We start from the raw sequence: 17,155 nt of genomic DNA, 5'->3' as shown, positions 1-17,155 counted from the left end.
CCCGTACCCCGTGGTGCCGACGCGCGACGTTCCCACTCGAACGGGGGCATGGGGGCGCCCATCGGGCCATGCACGCCGGGCGCGCACGCGGTGCGCGCGGGGGGCGGGATGTGTGCGAGTGGCGCGCGCGGGGGCCCGATGCACGTGGGCCGGGTGTGCGCGTGGGTGGGGCCTGGGTGGGTGTGGGGCGCGTGGGTGTGGGGCGCGTGAGCGGGGGCGCGTGGATGGGGCGCGTGGGCTCGCCGTGCGCGCGGGCCCGGCGTGCGGATCGCGCGCGGGCGCGGGGACACAGGGGTGCGCGCGGGGCGCTCGATGATCGCTTCACGCGGGGGCGTGCGAGTGGGTCCTCCACTCCGGCCCGCGGGTCTCAGGGGCTCGTCGGCTGCGGCTGGGCACGGCTCACGTCGTACACGCCGGGCACGTCGCGCATGGCGCGCATGAGGGACTGGAGATGCGCCGCGTCGGGCAGTTGCAGGGTGTAGGTGTGGCGGACGCGCTGCTGGCTCGGCGGTTCGACGGTGGCCGAGACGATCGCGACGCCCTCCAGGGCGATCGCCTCGGTGAGATCGGCCAGCAGATGCGGGCGGCCGAACGATTCGGCGACCAGGGTGACCCGGCACTCGGTGATGTCGCCCCAGCGCACTTCGACCTCCGGGCGCCCCACCCCGGTCATGCGCGCCACGGTCGGGCACTCGACGCGGTGCACGGTGACCACGCCGCCGCGCACCGGGAACCCGGTGATCTCGTCCGGCGGCACGGGGGTGCAGCAGCCGGCCAGCCGTACGGAGGCACCGGGCCGGTCCACCACGGCGGACGCCGGGGCGGGGTGCACGGGCCGGGATGCGGGACCGGCGGCGGAGCCGTTCGCGGCGGGGATCTCCCGGGCGGGCGCGCCGGGGCCGACGCCGGCCAGGTCCGCGGCCCGCGCCCCTGCCTCCGCACGCGCCCCTCCCTCAGTGCGCGCCCCTGCCTCCGCACGCGCCCCCTCCTCGGTACGCGACCTCTCCTCGCCCTCCTCGCCGCTCTCCCCGGCGCCCGCCGGGTGGGCCGCGAGCCAGCGCTGGATGGCGATGCGGGCGGCCGGGGTGTGGGCGTGGTCCAGCCACTCCCGGGAGGGTTCGGAGGCGGGGTCCTGGCCCATGAGGAGCTGGACGCTGTCGCCGTCGCGCAGCACCGTGCTGAGGGTCGCGAGCCGCCCGTTGACGCGGGCGCCGATACACGCGTGGGCGTCCTCGCCGTACTGCGCGTAGGCGGCGTCGACGCAGCTCGCGCCCTCGGGCAGGCCCAGGCTGCGGCCGTCGGGCCGGAAGACGGTGATCTCGCGGTCCTGGGCGAGGTCCTCGCGGAGGGTGGACCAGAAGGTGTCGGGGTCGGGCGCGGCCCGCTGCCACTCCAGCAGCCGGGACAGCCAGCCGGGACGGGTGGGGTCGGCGCGCTCGCCGTCGCCCGAGAGCGGCTCGCCGGGGGCCGACGGCCGGGCGCCGGAGGCGGCCTGTCCGGCGGCGGAAGCGGGGCCCGGCGGCTCGTCCGCGGGCGCCGTGTACGGGTTGCCGAGGGCGATCACGCCCGCCTCGGCGACCCGGTGCATCCGGTGGGTGCGGATGAGCACCTCGGCGACCTGGCCGTCGCCGCGCGCGACCGCGGTGTGCAGCGACTGGTACAGGTTGAACTTGGGGACCGCGATGAAGTCCTTGAACTCCGAGACGACGGGCGTCATGCAGGTGTGCAGCTCGCCGAGGACGGCGTAGCAGTCGGCGTCCTCGTTGACCAGGACCAGCAGCCGCCCGAAGTCGCAGCCGCGCAGCCGGCCGCGCTTGCGGCCCACCCGGTGCACGGAGACGAAGTGCCGTGGCCGGATGAGGACTTCGGCCGGGATGTCGGCGTCGCGCAGCACCGTGCGCACCTCGTCGGCGATCTCGGCGAGCGGGTCGTCCGTGCGGGCCGCGTTGTCGACGATCAGCTCGCGGGTGTGCGCGTACTCCTCGGGGTGGAGGATGGCGAAGACCAGGTCCTCCAGATCGGTCTTCAGGGCCTGCACGCCGAGCCGTTCGGCGAGCGGGATGAGGACGTCCCGGGTGACCTTGGCGATGCGGGCCTGTTTCTCGGGGCGCATCACGCCGAGGGTGCGCATGTTGTGCAGCCGGTCGGCGAGTTTGATCGACATCACGCGGACGTCGTTGCCGGTGGCGACGAGCATCTTGCGGAACGTCTCGGGCTCGGCCGCGGCGCCGTAGTCGACCTTCTCCAGCTTGGTGACGCCGTCGACGAGGTAGCAGACCTCCTCGCCGAACTCGCGGCGCACCTGATCGAGGGTCACGTCGGTGTCCTCGACGGTGTCGTGCAGCAGAGAGGCCGTCAGGGTCGTGGTCTCGGCGCCGAGTTCGGCGAGGATCAGGGTGACCGCGAGGGGGTGGGTGATGTAGGGCTCGCCGCTCTTGCGCATCTGGCCGCGGTGCGAGGACTCGGCCAACAGGTAGGCGCGGCGCAGCGGTTCGAGGTCGGCGTCGGGGTGGTGGGCGCGGTGGGCCTCGGCGACATGGCCGATGGCGTCCGGCAGCCGGTCGCGGGAGACGGGGCCGAGCAGGGCCACGCGGCTCAGCCGGCGCAGGTCGATGCGCGGGCGGGGCTTCCTGCGGGGCGACGGGGGCGCTTCCGGATCGAGCGGGGCGGAACGCTCGGGGGCGGGCGCGACCGGGGCAGGCGTCGCAGGGTTCGTGGCCTCCGCACTCATGGGGCACCTCCGGCTCGTGACCGGTGGACGGGGCCCCAGGGCATACGCGGCTCAGGGTTGGCGACGTTCCCCCGTCCGTGCCGGTGCTTGATGCTACCGACCCCATCACGCTCCACCGACCGCCTCTCGCCGAGCGTGAAACGGATCACCCATTCGAGCGACGAATTCGAGGTTTACGGTTTTGCGCCACCGTTCGCGCGGCGAACCATGGTTTCTCGCGGGGCTGGCCGCCGCCGGCCACGGATCGGTGGGTCCGGGGGCGCGGCGGCCACGGTTCGCGTGTTCAGCGGAGCGCGTTTTCCAGCCAGTCGGCTTCGATCTCCCCTGTGGCGACGATCACGGCCGGACCGGTCATCTCGATCTGGCCGTCGGGGTGTTCGGTGATGAGCAGGCGGCCGCCGGGCAGGTCCACGGTGTAGGTCACGGGGGTGCCGGTGACGGCGGGGTCGGCGCCGTCCCGGCGGGCGGTGGCCACCGCGACGGCGCAGGCGCCGGTGCCGCAGGACCGCGTCTCGCCCACTCCGCGCTCGTGGACGCGCAGGGCGACGTGGCGGGGGCCGCGGTCGGCGACGAACTCGACGTTGACGCCGTCCGGGTAGGCGGCGGCCGGGGTGAAGGGGGGCGGCGTGAACAGGTCGCCGGCGTGCGCGAGGTCGTCGACGAAGGCGACCGCGTGCGGGTTGCCCATGTTCACGTTGCGCGCGGGCCAGCTGCGCTCGCCGACGCTCACGGTGACCTCGCCCTCGGGCAGCCGGGCGCGGCCCATGCCCACGGTGACGTCGCCGTCCTTGGCGATGTGCACGGCCTTGACGCCGCCGCGGGTGGCGACGGCGAGGTCGCCCTCGCCGACATGGCCGGCGTGCTGGAGGTAGCGGGCGAAGACGCGGACGCCGTTGCCGCACATCTCGGCGATCGAGCCGTCGCCGTTGCGGTAGTCCATGAACCACTCCGCCTCGGACGCCATCGCCTTCGCCTCCGGGTGCGCGGCGGAGCGCACCACGTGCAGCAGGCCGTCCCCGCCGATGCCGGCGCGGCGGTCGCACAGGGCGGCGACGGCGGCCGGGGAAAGGTCCACGGCGTTCTCGGGGTCGGGCACGATCACGAAGTCGTTCTCCGTGCCGTGACCCTTGAGGAAGGCGATCCGCGTGCTCATGACTCGATCGTACGGGGTGGGTACGACACTCCGTCGCGACGGCCTCGGCCGGCACGGCGGCACGGGATGGGTACGGGTACGGCAACACGGTCCGGGAGCGGTGCGGCGCGCCGGTGGCGCTCGTGGCCCCGGAGGGGTCAGCGCAGTCGGGCCACGCGCAGGACGGCCAGGACGGCGACGACGGCCACCACGAGGACGTAGCCGAGGACGACCCGCCAGTCGGGGCGGCGGCCGGAGCCGCGGGGCGGCAGGCCGGGCCAGGTGTAGCCCACCCTGCGCGCCGCCATCATTCCCCAGCCGGCCGCGCAGCAGCAGATCAGCAGCCCCAGCATGGCGATCACGGCACCGCTGTCGCCGAAGTCGAAGGCGAGCGGGAAGGCGAACATCAGCGAGCCGACGGCCGCCAGACCAACGATGGGTGCGAGCTGCCACAGCCGCAGCCGGCGCTGCGGGCGCAGCTCGACCTCGACCTCGGGTCCGGCGTACATCTCGTCGGGCCCGGGTCCGTCGTCCGTGACACCGCCGTCGATCTCGTCGGGGCCGTCGGAGCTCAGACCGCCCTCGATCGGCTCCGGCTCGCCGAGACCGGCACCCAGGGGCTCGGAGTTCAGGGACTCGGAGCTCAGGGGTTCGGTGCTCAGGGGTTCGGTGCCTTGTGCGGTGTCGCGAGGGCCGGCCTCCATCGCCACGCGCCCTCCCAACTAGGACTTCATCTGGTCGATCGCAGCACGATGATGGCACGGCGCCGGAGGCCCCGATGACGGCCGGAGCATCCCGATGCCATCACGTGATCAGGCTGTGACCGGTCGTTCGAGCAACGCCAGCGCGAGCCGCGGAAGTTCTGTGATGTCCGCCGCAGCCCCACTGAGCCAGTGCACCCGCGGGTCGCGTCTGAACCATGAATCCTGGCGGCGCGCGAAGCGCTTGGTGGCACGGACGGTCTCCGCGCGCGCCTCCCCCATCGTGCACTCCCCCGCGAGCGCCGCGAGCACCTGCTGGTAGCCGAGCGCGCGGGAGGCCGTGCGCCCCTCGCGCAGCCCCCGCTCCGCCAGCTCGCGCACCTCCTCGACGAGCCCCGCCTCCCACATGCGGTCCACGCGGCGGGCGATGCGCTCGTCCAGCTCGGGGCGCGCCACGTCGACGCCGATCTGCACGGTGTCGTAGACGAAGTCGTGGCCCGGCAGATTGGCGGTGAACGGGCGGCCGGTGATCTCGATCACCTCGAGGGCCCGGACGATACGGCGTCCGTTGCCGGGCAGGATCGCGCGCGCGGCCTCCGGGTCCGCGGCGGCGAGGCGGGCGTGCAGGGCGCCGGACCCGCGCAGCTGGAGTTCCTCCTCCAGACGGGCCCGGACCTCGGGGTCGGTGCCGGGGAACTCCAGGTTGTCGACGGCCCCGCGGACGTACAGCCCGGAGCCGCCCACCAGGACGGGCCAGCGGCCGGCGGCGAGCAGGGCGTCGATCCGCTCCCGGGCGAGCCGCTGGTACTCGGCGACGGAGGCGGTGACGGTCACGTCCCAGATGTCGAGGAGGTGGTGCGGCACGCCGCCGCGCTCCTCGGGCGGCAGCTTCGCGGTGCCGATGTCCATCCCGCGGTAGAGCTGCATGGAGTCCGCGTTGACGACCTCCCCGCCGAGCTGCTGGGCCAGATGGACGCCCAGGTCGGACTTGCCCGCGGCGGTGGGGCCGACGACGGCGATGACTCGGGGGGCGGAAGGTGCGCTGCTCACCCCTTCAGTCTCCCAAACGCCGGGCACTCTTCACGCACGGGCCGGGCACCGGGCGTGACGCGAACGGCCCCGGCGGCGGGCCGGTCCTCCACCCGTCCGAGTACCGTTTGTCGCATATATAGGCGATTTCCTACGGTTTCCGAGGTGGATCATGGGTCTTCTGCACAACCTCAAGGACCGGCTGGGGCCGGCCAAGGAGAAGGTCTCGGACCTGGCGCAGCAGCACGGCGGCAAGATCGGGCACGGGCTGGACAAGGCCGCGCGGATGGTCGACGACAGGACCAAGCACAAGTACAGCGACAAGATCCACGCGGGCACGGGCAAGGCCAAGGGGGCCGTGGACCGGCTCGCGCAGAAGAGCGGCAACGGGTCCGGTACGGCGTCGGGTCCCGGCGGCGCGGACGGCCACGGCGGGATGGCGGGCGGCGCTCCGGAGCCCACGGACACGGACACCCCGCCGCCGCCGACGTCCTGACGGACCGTCCCGGGCGGCCGGGACGCGCCCGCGGCCGCTACGACCAGGCGGCGACCATGTAGCCCACGCCGTAGGGCGCGTCCTCGTACAGCAGGGAGCCGTTCAGGCCCGCGTCCTCGGCGGCGCCCGCGAGCACCTGCCAGGGGGCGCGGCCGGACGCCTTGAGGGCCTGGGCCAGCTCCGCGTCGAGCGCCTTGAGGGCCGGTACGTCCGCCGCCCCGAGCGCCCGCGCGGCCTCGGAGTCGAAGGGCGCGGCGCGCTCGTCGAGGTAGCCGGGCGCCTTGAGGGTGCGGCAGGCGCTGCCGTCGCCCATCACCAGCAGCGCGACGCGTTCGGCGCGCGCGGCGATCGACCGGCCGGTCTCCAGGCAGCGTTCGGCTTCGAGGGGCTCGCCCACGCCCAGGCCCTCGATCGGGGCGTCGGCCCAGCCCGTGCGCCCGAGCAGCCAGGCGGCGACGGCGAGCGACGGCGGCAGGGCGCGCGCGGCCGCGGAGCCCTCGGCCGTGCCGTCGCGGCTGCCCAGCGTGACGTCGGCGTCGACGCCGAACCCGCGGAACGACCCGGGGGTGCCCTGCGGGTGCGCGCCGCGCCCGCTGCGTTCGGCGGGGCCCACGACCACGAGCAGGTCGGGGCGGGCGGCGGCCAGCACGCCGAGCGCGTCCGCGCAGGCGGCACGGGCGGCGTCCAGCTCGGGAGCGGCACCCGCGGCGACCTCGGGCACGAGGAGGGGCGGGCAGGGGCAGACTGCGGCGGCGACAAGCATGATCGGCAGCGTAGCCCTGCCGGGGCCGGCGCTTGGTGTCCGACCGCGGCCCGGTGGGGGTTGACCGCGCAGTTCCCCGCGCCCCTGACGGGGGGCGCAGCTGCCCGGGCCCCTGAATGGGGCGCGAGGAACTGCGCGACCAGCCACGACGAGCCCGCACGGGGGCACCACCGCAAGGATCCGACTACCGGTCCGTGGGGGCTGAGCGCGCAGTTCCCCGCGCCCCTGACGGGGCGCACCTGCCCCGGCCCCTGAAAGGGGCGCGGGGAACTGCGCGACCAGCCACGACGCACCCGCACGGGGACACCACCGCCGAGTCCGCCGTCCCGCCCGGAGGGTCAGTCGCAGCCGCAGCCCGAAGCGACCGGCAGCGGAGCCGGCGCGCCGATCGTCGGGAGGCCCAGCATGACGCCCGCCGGCTGCGCGGCCTCCGCGGCGTTGCGCTTCTCCCACGCGTCGCCCGCGCGCGTACGGCGCATACCGAGGACGGCGCCCTCCGCGAGCAGGTGGTGCGGAGCGGCGTACGTGATCTCGACGGTGACGACATCGCCGGGGCGCACGTCCTCGTCGGGCTTGGTGAAGTGCACCAGGCGGTTGTCGGGCGCGCGCCCGGACAGGCGGTGCGTGGCGCCGTCCTTGCGGCCCTCGCCCTCGGCGACCATGAGGTCCAGCGTGCGGCCGACCTGCTTCTTGTTCTCCTCCCAGGAGATCTCCTCCTGGAGGGCCACCAGGCGTTCGTAGCGCGCCTGGACGACCTCCTTGGGGATCTGCCCCTCCATGGTCGCGGCCGGGGTGCCGGGCCGCTTGGAGTACTGGAAGGTGAACGCCTGCGAGAAGCGCGCCTCGCGGACGGCGTGCAGGGTCTGCTCGAAGTCCTCCTCGGTCTCGCCGGGGAAGCCCACGATGATGTCGGTGGTGATCGCCGCGTGCGGGATGGCCGCGCGGACCTTCTCGATGATCCCGAGGTAGCGCTCCTGCCGGTAGGAGCGGCGCATCGCCTTCAGGACCGTGTCCGAGCCGGACTGCATCGGCATGTGCAGCTGCGGCATCACGTTCGGCGTCTCGGCCATGGCGGCGATGACGTCGTCGGTGAAGTCGCGCGGATGCGGGGAGGTGAAGCGGACCCGCTCCAGCCCCTCGACGTTCCCGCAGGCCCGCAGCAGTTTGCTGAACGCCTCGCGGTCCCCGATGTCGGAGCCGTAGGCGTTGACGTTCTGGCCGAGCAGGGTGATCTCGGAGACGCCCTCGGCGACCAGCGCCTCGACCTCGGCGAGGATGTCGCCGGGGCGGCGGTCCTTCTCCTTGCCGCGCAGCGCGGGGACGATGCAGAAGGTGCAGGTGTTGTTGCAGCCCACGGAGATCGACACCCATGCCGCGTACGCGCTCTCACGCCGCGTCGGCAGCGTGGAGGGGAACGCCTCCAGCGACTCGGCGATCTCGACCTGCGCCTCCTCCTGGACGCGGGCGCGCTCCAGCAGCACGGGCAGCTTGCCGATGTTGTGCGTGCCGAAGACGACGTCCACCCAGGGCGCCTTCTTCACGATGGTGTCGCGGTCCTTCTGCGCCAGGCAGCCGCCGACCGCGATCTGCATCCCGGGCCGGGACGCCTTCCTCGGCGCGAGCCGGCCGAGGTTGCCGTAGAGCCGGTTGTCGGCGTTCTCGCGCACGGCGCAGGTGTTGAAGACGACGACGTCGGCGTCGCCGTCGGAACCCTCGGGGGCGCGGACGTAGCCGGCCTCCTCGAGCAGCCCGGAGAGCCGTTCGGAATCGTGGACGTTCATCTGACACCCGTAGGTGCGCACTTCATATGTTCTGACGTCCACTGCCTGGCCCCGGTCGATGCTGCTCATGGGACAAGGGTAGGCGCTCCCCGGAGTGGGTCCGGTCCGCGCCGTCGCGCAGCGCGGACCGGGCGGCCCGACGTCACGTGTCGGTGACGCTCGGCGATCAGCGGGCCAGCAGCGCGGTCGCCGAACCGGCGCCCGTGCAGAACGTCACCAGCAGGCAGGCGCCGAGGGTGTGCCGGATCCGCAGGGCGCGACGGAGCTCCGCGTAGCGGGCCTCGTACTCGCCGCGCAGGCGCGTGGCCCGGTCGGCGGTGACCTGGAGCGCCTGCCTGGTCAGGCCGAGACGCTGCTCGGTGAAGTGCCGGGTGAGGTCCTCGGCCTGACCGGTGGTGAGCCAGGGCAGGCGCGCGCAGAGCGCTTCGGCCTCGCGCTGCGCCTGCTCCCGTTCCGACCGCGCCAGCAGATAGCCCTCGACCTCTTCGGCGAGTGCGCCGTCCGGCCGGTGCGGCGGGGTTCCTCGGCGGCTCGACGGGGTCAAGACCGGCCGCTCTCGGATCCCGGCGTCGGCCGCGCGCCCGGTCCGCCCGCGTGGACGCCGGACTCGAGCTGGGCGATCTCGGGGTGGTGCAGGTCGAACGCCGGGGACTCGCTGCGGATCCGCGGCAGGGTGAGGAAGTTGTGCCGCGGCGGCGGGCAGGAGGTCGCCCACTCCAGGGAGCGGCCGTAGCCCCACGGGTCGTCGACACCGACCGGCTTGCCGTACTTGGCCGTCTTCCACACGTTGTAGAGGAACGGCAGCATGGACATGCCGAGGACGAACGAGCCGATCGTCGAGATCGTGTTCAGGGTGGTGAAGCCGTCGGCCGCGAGATAGTCCGCGTAGCGGCGCGGCATCCCCTCGACGCCCAGCCAGTGCTGAACCAGGAACGTGGTGTGGAACCCGACGAACAGTGTCCAGAAGGTGATCTTGCCGAGCCGTTCGTCGAGCATCTTGCCGGTGAACTTGGGCCACCAGAAGTGGAAGCCGGAGAACATCGCGAAGACGACCGTGCCGAAGACGACGTAGTGGAAGTGCGCCACCACGAAGTACGAGTCGGAGACGTGGAAGTCCATCGGGGGCGAGGCCAGGATCACACCGGTCAGACCGCCGAAGAGGAAGGTCACGAGAAAGCCGGTGGCCCACAGCATCGGCGTCTCGAAGGACAGCGAGCCCTTCCACATGGTGCCGATCCAGTTGAAGAACTTCACCCCGGTCGGGACCGCGATCAGCAGGGTCATGAAGGAGAAGAACGGCAGCAGCACACCGCCGGTGACGTACATGTGGTGCGCCCACACGGTCACGGACAGACCGGCGATCGAGATCGTCGCGGCGATCAGACCCATGTAGCCGAACATCGGCTTGCGGGAGAAGACCGGGATGACCTCACTGACGATGCCGAAGAACGGCAAGGCGATGATGTACACCTCTGGATGGCCGAAGAACCAGAAGAGGTGTTGCCACAGCAATGCCCCGCCGTTGGCGGCGTCGAAGATGTGCGCCCCGAACTTGCGGTCCGCCTCCAGGGCGAACAGCGCGGCGGCCAGGACCGGGAACACGAACAGGACCAGCACGGCCGTCAGCAGCACGTTCCAGACGAAGATCGGCATCCGGAACATGGTCATGCCCGGCGCGCGCATGCAGATGATCGTGGTGATGAAGTTGACCGCGCCGAGGATCGTGCCGAAGCCGGAGAAGGCCAGGCCCATGATGCCCATGTCCGCGCCGATACTCGGGGTGTAGACCGCGCTCGACAGGGGCGCGTACATGAACCAGCCGAAGTCGGGGGCGCCGTCGGGGGTGAGGAAGCTGGCCGCCGCGATCAGCGAGCCGAACAGGTAGAGCCAGTAGGCGAACATGTTCAGCCGCGGGAAGGCCACGTCCGGGGCGCCGATCTGGAGCGGCATGATCCAGTTGGTGAAGCCCGCGAACAGCGGCGTCGCGAACATCAGCAGCATGATCAGGCCGTGCATGGTGAACGCCTGGTTGTACTGCTCCTTCGAGACGATCTGGAGCCCCGGGCGGGCCAGCTCGGCCCGCATGACGAGCGCCAGCACGCCGCCGACCAGGAAGAACGCGAACGACGTACCGAGGTAGAGCGTGCCGATCGTCTTGTGATCGGTGGTCGTCAGCCACTTCACCACGACACTGCCGGGCTGCTTGCGCCGGAGCGGGAGCTCGCTCTCGTACGACTCCTCGGCGGCCGTGACACCGTGGGATTCGTTGTGGATGGTCACAAGTGGGTGTCTCCCGACGCTCGCGGTTCATGTCCCCTGCCAGCCGCCATCCTTGCGCCACCAGGGGCGACGCCGCCTTCATGAAGGGGCCGGGATACAGCCGTTCGCCTGACAGTCGGCCACGGACGGAGCAGCGACGGCGCGGCGCCGGGACCGGACGGGACGCCTGTGGGAGGAACCTCGCGGACTTCCCGTGGAGCTGTCAGGCGTCGCCCGGTATCCACCCCTGCCGGCGCAGGACGGCCGCGACGTCGGGTGCCTCGTAGTGCTCACCCTTGAGGACCTTGCCGTCGGCGCGGCGGGCCACCTGGCCGTCGGGGCCGAGCTTGGTCATGTTGGAGCGGTGGATCTCGGCGATCACCGCGTCGAGGTCGATGCCGTGCACCAGAGCGGTGCCGTACGCGACGTAGACGACGTCCGCGAGTTCGTGCGCCAACCGGTCGAGCGGGCCGCCGGCCGAGACCTCGGCGACCTCCTCGGCCTCCTCCCTGAGCAGTTCTCCCCGGTGCGCGCCGACGGCGGGCGGGACCTGCGTGGGGGTGTCCCGGGCGTCCAGGCCGAAGGCCCGGTGGAACTCCCGGACCAGAGCCGCGGGGGACCCACCGGCGGGCCCGGAGGGCGCGGCGACGGGGGCGCCGCCCGGGGCGGCAGAACCGCCGGCGAGGGGACCGGGGTCGGCGGAACCGCTGACGAGGGGGCCGGGGTCGGCGGAGCCGGTCGGCCGGGAAGTGCTCATGCGCCGACACTAACCGTCACCACTGACAACGCCCCCGGCCCCGGAATCCGCTCCCGGCGGGAAACCTCCCTGGCGGCGGCCCCCGGCTCCCTGGCAGGATCGCGCGCATGTCCAAGGTCCTCCCCCGCGTCCGCGGGCGCCGCGCGTTCCAGCTCGGCGCCGCCTGCCTCGTGGCCCTCGGGCTGCTGCTGTGGTGGCTGCTGCCGCTGGGCGAGCGCCCGCCGAGCGGGACGATCACCTTCAGCACGGGCGCGCCGCAGGGCGTGTACCAGGAGTACGGCCGCCTGCTGCGCAACGCGCTCGACAAGGACATGCCGCAGCTGAAGGTGCGGCTGGAGACCAGCGACGGCTCGCAGGAGAACGTCGCGCGCGTGGCGAGCGGCGACGCCGACTTCACCATCGCTGCCGCCGACGCGGTGGAGACGTACGAACTCGACCACGGCACGGGCGCGGGCGGGCTGCGCGGGGTCGCGCGGCTCTACGACGACTACGTGCAGCTGATCGTGCCGCGCGACTCCCCCGTCACGTCCGTCGCCGACCTGCGGGGCAAGCGGGTCGCGATCGGCCCGCAGGACTCCGGTGTGCGGCTGATCGCCGACCGCGTCCTGAAGGCCGCCGGGATCGACCCGCGCAAGGACATCACACCGGAGGCCGACGGCATCGACACCGGCCCGGACCGGCTGCGCACGGGCGCGATCGACGCGTTCTTCTGGTCCGGCGGGCTGCCGACCCGTGGTCTGGAGAACCTGGCCGAGAAGTACACCTTCCGGTTCGTGCCGATCGAGGCCGGCCTCGTCGCCAAGCTGCACGCCGAGAACGACGCGACGCGCTACTACCGGGCCACCGACATGCCGGAGTCGGCGTACCCGACGATCCAGAACGGCCAGGCGGTGCCGACGATCGCGGTCGCCAACCTGCTCATGACCCGCAAGGACATGGACCCGCGGCTCACCGAGTGGGTGACCCGGACGGTGATCAGGAGCCGCGACAGCATCGGCCGCAACGTCCACTCCGCGCAGCTGGTGGACCTGCGGACGGCGATCTACACGGACCCGCTGACCCTGCACGAGGGCGCGCGGCGCTACTACCGCTCGGTGAAGCCGTAACGCTGCCGCGCGGGCACCCGGACCGCGCTCGGTGAAGCCGTAACGCTGCCGCGCGGGCACCCGCGCCCGACCGGGACCGACCACGCGGAGGAAAACCGCCGCACCGCCACCCCCGCCGCACCGCCGCCCCCGCCGCACCGCCGCCCGCGCTGGGCCGCCCCAGCGCCCCCTCACTCCGACGGCCGCGACCTCGGCAGCGTGACCCTGACCTCCAGGCCGTGCGGCTCGTGGCGGTCGTAGGCGATCGTGCCGCCGCCCGCGGCGAGCAGGGTCCGGGTGATGGACAGACCGAGGCCGGAGCCCTTGATGTTCTGGTGGCGGCCGCTGCGCCAGAAGCGGTCGCCGACGCGGGCGAGTTCGTCGTCGGTGAGCCCGGGGCCGGTGTCGGTGACGGTGACGGTCGAGGTCTCCCCGCCGGCCAGCACGGCGACCTCCACCAGCCCGTCCTCCGGCGAGAACTTCACCGCGTTGTCGATCACCGCGTCCAGCGCGCTGGAGAGCGTGACCGGGTCGGCCCACGCGGTCACCGCCGGGCATCTGCCCTCCAGCCGTACGCCCTTGGCCGCGGCGGCGGGCGCCCAGGCCGCGACGCGCTCCGCGGTCAGCGCGCCGATGTCGGTCACCCGCAGCTCCGCCTCGGCGTGTTCGGCCAGCGCGAGGTCCAGCAGGTCGTCGAGAACCTCGGCGAGCCGCTTGCCCTCGGTGCGGACCGAGGCGATCTCCTCGTTGCCCTCCGGCAGTTCGAGGGCGAGCAGTTCGATCCGCAGCAGCAGCGCGGCCAGCGGGTTGCGCAGCTGGTGGGAGGCGTCGGCGACGAAGGCGCGCTGCTGCTCCAGGACGTCCTCGACGTTGTCCGCCATCTCGTTGAACGCACGGGCCAGCCGTCTGAGTTCCGGCGGGCCGCCGGCGACCACGACCCGCGACGTGAGCCGTCCGCTCGCGATCGCGTGCGTGGTGGCGTCGAGCACGCGCACCGGCCGCAGCACCCAGCCGGTCAGCCGCAGCGCCGCGCCGACGGCGAGCAGCATGGCGCCGGTCTCGCCCGCGGCGATGACCAGCCAGCCGTGCAGGATGCGCGAGCGCATCGCGTCGGTGGGCGAGTCGGTCACGACGACCGCGACGACGTCGCCGTCCCGGATGACCGGGGAGGCGACGATCAGCCGGTGGTGCTGCCAGGGCCAGACCTGCCGGGGGTCGTGGCTGCGCCGGCTGAGCAGCGCCTCGTCGAAGGCGTCGCGCATCTCGCCCTCCGCGGGCAGGAACCAGTCCTGGGGGGCGTGCGCCATCGGCGTGTCGGTGCGGTAGTAGACGCCCGCGCGGATCCGGTAGACCCGGTGGTAGCTGGCGAGTTCGCGCTCCAGGGTCTCCAGGCGCTCGTCGGGGTTGGCGGTCTCGGGGCGGGCGCCGGCGGGCGATTCGGTGACGTACTGCGCGAGCGCGGCGAACCGCGCCGTGTCGTCGATGCGGTCGACGACCACCTTCTGCTGCTGCGCCTTGGCCACGCTGATGGCGAGCGGCACGCCGAGCGCGAGCAGGACGGCCGCCAGGAGGACGATGAGCAGCGGCAGGAGGCGAGTGCGCACCCGGCCCCGCTACCCGGCCGGGGCGACGAGCCGGTAGCCGACGCCGCGTACGGTCTCGATCAGCGCGGGCATGCGCAGCTTGGAGCGCAGGGAGGCGACATGCACCTCCAGCGTGCGTCCGGTCCCCTCCCAGCTGGTCTGCCACACCTCGCTGATGATCTGCTCCCGGCGGAAGACGACCCCGGGCCGCTGGGCGAGCAGCGCGAGCAGGTCGAACTCCTTGCGGGTCAGCTGGACCACCGCGCCGTCCACGCTGACCTGGCGGGTGGGCAGTTCGATGTGCACGGAGCCGAGGCGCAGGGCGGTGTCGCCGCCGCCCGCCGCGTCCTCGTGGACGGTGCGCCGGCTGACGGCGTGGATCCGGGCGAGCAGCTCGCCGGTGTCGTAGGGCTTGACGACGTAGTCGTCGGCGCCGAGGTTGAGGCCGTGGATGCGGGAGCGCACGTCGGAGCGGGCGGTGACCATGATCACCGGGGTGCTGGTGCGCTTGCGTATCTTGCCGCAGACCTCGTAGCCGTCCTGGTCGGGCAGGCCGAGGTCGAGCAGCACGACCCCGAAGCAGTCGCCCTCGGGGACGAGGGCGCGCAGGGCCTCCTCGCCGCTGCGGGCGTGCGTGACGTCGAACCCGTGCCGCGCCAGCACGGCGGACAGGGCCGCGGCGACGTGGTTGTCGTCCTCGACGAGCAGCAGTCTCATTCCCGGCCCCCTCCGGTTCTTCGGTCGCGGTCCGCCGGCACGTGCTCGCGCGCCGTCGGCCGTCGTACGGTCATGTGGTCGTACGGCCGTACACGCGTACGGCACCGAAGCAGTCACGCTGATGGACGTCGGCGGAGTCAAGAGGGTTCCCCGTGCGCGCCGCTTCCGTTACGGGGCCGATACGCACTGCTGTGACGGGTGCTACGAGGTGTGTCCGGCCGCTGCCGGATCGTGATGCTCAGATCTCCCTCAGATGTAATGACGCTGGTCATGGCGCGTCACTACTGTCCTCCGAAACCGAGGAGGACGGAGCCCGAAAGCGATGACCGAGGTATCGACGGCCGAGAAGGACGTGGTCCGGCCCTCAGAACTGGTCGTGCTGAAGAGCGTCAACAAGCACTTCGGTGCGTTGCACGTGCTCCAGGACATCGATCTGACGATCGCCCGCGGCGAGGTCGTCGTGGTGATCGGGCCCTCCGGGTCCGGCAAGTCGACCCTGTGCCGCACCATCAACCGCCTGGAGACGATCGACTCGGGCACGATCGCGATCGACGGGAGTCCGCTGCCGCAGGAGGGCAGGGCGCTGGCCCGGCTGCGGGCCGACGTCGGCATGGTCTTCCAGTCCTTCAACCTCTTCGCGCACAAGACGGTGCTCGAGAACGTGATGCTGGGGCAGCTGAAGGTGCGCAAGGCGGACCGGCGGGCCGCGGAGGAGAAGGCGCGCTCGCTGCTCGACCGGGTCGGCGTGGGCACGCAGGCCGACAAGTACCCGGCGCAGCTCTCCGGCGGCCAGCAGCAGCGCGTGGCCATCGCCCGCGCGCTGGCGATGGACCCGAAGGTCATGCTCTTCGACGAGCCGACCTCGGCGCTGGACCCGGAGATGATCAACGAGGTCCTGGAGGTCATGCAACAGCTGGCCCGGGATGGCATGACCATGATCGTCGTGACCCACGAGATGGGGTTCGCGCGGTCCGCCGCGAACCGGGTGGTGTTCATGGCGGACGGCCGGATCGTCGAAGAGGCCGCGCCCGACCGGTTCTTCAGCAACCCGCGCAGCGACCGCGCGAAGGACTTCCTCTCCAAGATCCTGCACCACTGAGCCAAGCCATCGCACCACGACGGCGGTCGCACCGCGCCTCCGCCGTCTCCGCAGCGCGCCCATGGCGTACCCGTTGTGCGCCACTTTGACCCGATGCGGACGCCCGCGCGCACGCGCGCGTGGCGCCCCGCGTCTCCCCCACTCGAAGGATGTCTCTCATGAAGCTCCGCAAGGTCACCGCCGCCTCGGCCGCCGTGCTCGCCCTCGCCCTCGCGGCCACCGCGTGCGGCTCCGGCAACGACGACGACTCGTCCGGCGGCGGCAAGAAGATCAAGATCGGCATCAAGTTCGACCAGCCCGGCATAGGCCTGAAGCAGCCGGACGGCACCTTCGCCGGCTTCGACGTGGACGTGGCGACGTATGTCGCGGGACAGCTCGGCTACAAGCCCGACCAGATCGAGTGGACCGAGACCAAGAGCGCCGACCGCGAGAACGCCATCCAGCGCGGCGACGTGAAGTTCATCGTCGCCAGCTACTCGATCACCGACGAGCGCGAGCAGAAGGTCGACTTCGCCGGCCCCTATCTCCTCGCCCACCAGGACCTGCTGGTCAAGAAGGACTCCACGATCAGCAAGGGCACCGACCTCAACGGCAAGAAGCTGTGCTCGGTGACCGGCTCGACCTCGGCGCAGAACGTCCACGACACGATCGCCCCGAAGGCCCAACTGCGCGAGTACAGCGGCTACTCGGAGTGCATCGCCGGCCTCCAGAGCGGCGCCGTCGACGCGGTGACCACCGACGACTCGATCCTCGCGGGCTTCGCCGCACAGGACAAGTACAAGGACCAGTTCAAGCTCGCGGGCCTCAAGCTCAGCAACGAGAACTACGGCATCGGCCTCAAGAAGGGCGACGCCGACCTCAAGAAGAAGATCGACGACGCCATCGAGAAGATGGAGTCCGACGGCTCCTGGAAGAAGGCCGTGGACAAGAACTTCGGCCCGGCGAACTACCGGAACGAGCCGGCCCCGCAGATCGGCCACATCGTCAAGTAGCCGTCCCACGCGGGCGGCTAGCCAGTCCCC

15 protein-coding genes are annotated in these 17,155 nt (G+C 72.4%); 4 read left to right on the top strand and 11 right to left on the bottom strand.

The genetic code is table 11. From position 1 onward, the window contains the following. Positions 1–367 precede the first annotated feature (367 nt). From WN71_RS27645 to miaA, 4 genes are all read right to left on the bottom strand, one after another. Entirely contained in the window at positions 368–2,731 is a 2,364-nt protein-coding gene (locus tag WN71_RS27645; RefSeq protein ID WP_052743184.1) for a RelA/SpoT family protein, read from the bottom strand. A 283-nt stretch (positions 2,732–3,014) separates the two neighbouring features. Continuing rightward, positions 3,015–3,884: a diaminopimelate epimerase gene (gene dapF / locus WN71_RS27640; RefSeq protein ID WP_046591618.1), complete on the bottom strand. Its 870-nt coding sequence runs from the start codon at positions 3,882–3,884 to the stop codon at positions 3,015–3,017. A 137-nt stretch (positions 3,885–4,021) separates the two neighbouring features. Then, complete coding sequence (locus tag WN71_RS27635) at positions 4,022–4,567, bottom strand: hypothetical protein (RefSeq protein WP_046591617.1); 546 nt, start codon at positions 4,565–4,567, stop codon at positions 4,022–4,024. A 108-nt stretch (positions 4,568–4,675) separates the two neighbouring features. Then, positions 4,676–5,614, bottom strand: coding sequence for a tRNA (adenosine(37)-N6)-dimethylallyltransferase MiaA (gene miaA / locus WN71_RS27630; RefSeq protein WP_046591616.1), 939 nt, complete (start codon positions 5,612–5,614; stop codon positions 4,676–4,678). 151 nt (positions 5,615–5,765) lie between these two features. Between miaA and WN71_RS27625 the strand changes: the two genes are divergently transcribed. Next, positions 5,766–6,089: an antitoxin gene (locus tag WN71_RS27625; RefSeq protein ID WP_046591615.1), complete on the top strand. Its 324-nt coding sequence runs from the start codon at positions 5,766–5,768 to the stop codon at positions 6,087–6,089. Positions 6,090–6,126: 37 nt separating this feature from the next. Here the strand turns inward: WN71_RS27625 and WN71_RS27620 are convergent, their stop codons facing one another. The 5 genes from WN71_RS27620 to WN71_RS27600 form a co-directional block, all read right to left on the bottom strand. After that, positions 6,127–6,852: a class III extradiol dioxygenase subunit B-like domain-containing protein gene (locus tag WN71_RS27620; protein WP_079178156.1), complete on the bottom strand. Its 726-nt coding sequence runs from the start codon at positions 6,850–6,852 to the stop codon at positions 6,127–6,129. Positions 6,853–7,190: 338 nt separating this feature from the next. Next, on the bottom strand, positions 7,191–8,702 hold the full coding sequence (miaB, locus tag WN71_RS27615) for a tRNA (N6-isopentenyl adenosine(37)-C2)-methylthiotransferase MiaB (protein ID WP_079178155.1): 1,512 nt from the start codon (positions 8,700–8,702) through the stop codon (positions 7,191–7,193). A gap of 97 nt (positions 8,703–8,799) precedes the next feature. Next, complete coding sequence (locus WN71_RS27610) at positions 8,800–9,177, bottom strand: hypothetical protein (protein ID WP_338058702.1); 378 nt, start codon at positions 9,175–9,177, stop codon at positions 8,800–8,802. After that, complete coding sequence (ctaD, locus tag WN71_RS27605; protein ID WP_046591612.1) at positions 9,174–10,913, bottom strand: aa3-type cytochrome oxidase subunit I; 1,740 nt, start codon at positions 10,911–10,913, stop codon at positions 9,174–9,176. Before ctaD ends, WN71_RS27610 begins: the two co-directional genes overlap by 4 nt. Positions 10,914–11,115: 202 nt before the next feature. After that, positions 11,116–11,649, bottom strand: coding sequence for a pyrophosphohydrolase domain-containing protein (locus WN71_RS27600; RefSeq protein ID WP_079178154.1), 534 nt, complete (start codon positions 11,647–11,649; stop codon positions 11,116–11,118). Positions 11,650–11,756: 107 nt separating this feature from the next. On the opposite strand from WN71_RS27600, the gene WN71_RS27595 reads away from it, so the two are divergent. Then, the gene (locus WN71_RS27595) at positions 11,757–12,755 is read left to right on the top strand and encodes a TAXI family TRAP transporter solute-binding subunit (protein WP_046591611.1); all 999 of its coding nucleotides are present in this window, start codon (positions 11,757–11,759) and stop codon (positions 12,753–12,755) included. A 170-nt stretch (positions 12,756–12,925) separates the two neighbouring features. On the opposite strand, the gene WN71_RS27590 is transcribed toward WN71_RS27595, so the two are convergent. After that, a complete protein-coding gene (locus tag WN71_RS27590; protein ID WP_046591610.1) occupies positions 12,926–14,338 on the bottom strand; it encodes a sensor histidine kinase in 1,413 nt (470 codons plus the stop codon). 9 nt (positions 14,339–14,347) lie between these two features. After that, complete coding sequence (locus tag WN71_RS27585; protein WP_046591609.1) at positions 14,348–15,034, bottom strand: response regulator transcription factor; 687 nt, start codon at positions 15,032–15,034, stop codon at positions 14,348–14,350. Positions 15,035–15,356: 322 nt separating this feature from the next. Between WN71_RS27585 and WN71_RS27580 the strand changes: the two genes are divergently transcribed. Together WN71_RS27580 and WN71_RS27575 are read left to right on the top strand one after the other, a co-directional pair. Beyond that, on the top strand, positions 15,357–16,133 hold the full coding sequence (locus tag WN71_RS27580) for an amino acid ABC transporter ATP-binding protein (RefSeq protein ID WP_046591608.1): 777 nt from the start codon (positions 15,357–15,359) through the stop codon (positions 16,131–16,133). 158 nt (positions 16,134–16,291) lie between these two features. Continuing rightward, complete coding sequence (locus WN71_RS27575) at positions 16,292–17,125, top strand: glutamate ABC transporter substrate-binding protein (protein WP_046591607.1); 834 nt, start codon at positions 16,292–16,294, stop codon at positions 17,123–17,125. The last annotated feature ends 30 nt before the right edge of the window (positions 17,126–17,155 follow it).

The organism is Streptomyces mangrovisoli, assembly GCF_000974985.2.
GTDB classification, from domain to species: domain Bacteria; phylum Actinomycetota; class Actinomycetes; order Streptomycetales; family Streptomycetaceae; genus Streptomyces; species Streptomyces mangrovisoli.
This window is presented reverse-complemented; position numbering and strand designations above follow the sequence as displayed.

Bases quoted from the DNA above. Each gene is read 5' to 3' on its own strand.
- WN71_RS27620 (WP_079178156.1), bottom strand. From the start codon at position 6,852: ATGCTTGTCGCCGCCGCAGTCTGCCCCTGCCCGCCCCTCCTCGTGCCC.
- WN71_RS27580 (WP_046591608.1), top strand. From the start codon at position 15,357: ATGACCGAGGTATCGACGGCCGAGAAGGACGTGGTCCGGCCCTCAGAA.
- WN71_RS27645 (WP_052743184.1), bottom strand. From the start codon at position 2,731: ATGAGTGCGGAGGCCACGAACCCTGCGACGCCTGCCCCGGTCGCGCCC.
- WN71_RS27635 (WP_046591617.1), bottom strand. From the start codon at position 4,567: ATGGAGGCCGGCCCTCGCGACACCGCACAAGGCACCGAACCCCTGAGC.
- WN71_RS27625 (WP_046591615.1), top strand. From the start codon at position 5,766: ATGGGTCTTCTGCACAACCTCAAGGACCGGCTGGGGCCGGCCAAGGAG.
- dapF (WP_046591618.1), bottom strand. From the start codon at position 3,884: ATGAGCACGCGGATCGCCTTCCTCAAGGGTCACGGCACGGAGAACGAC.
- miaB (WP_079178155.1), bottom strand. From the start codon at position 8,702: ATGAGCAGCATCGACCGGGGCCAGGCAGTGGACGTCAGAACATATGAA.
- WN71_RS27585 (WP_046591609.1), bottom strand. From the start codon at position 15,034: ATGAGACTGCTGCTCGTCGAGGACGACAACCACGTCGCCGCGGCCCTG.
- WN71_RS27575 (WP_046591607.1), top strand. From the start codon at position 16,292: ATGAAGCTCCGCAAGGTCACCGCCGCCTCGGCCGCCGTGCTCGCCCTC.
- WN71_RS27595 (WP_046591611.1), top strand. From the start codon at position 11,757: ATGTCCAAGGTCCTCCCCCGCGTCCGCGGGCGCCGCGCGTTCCAGCTC.
- WN71_RS27600 (WP_079178154.1), bottom strand. From the start codon at position 11,649: ATGAGCACTTCCCGGCCGACCGGCTCCGCCGACCCCGGCCCCCTCGTC.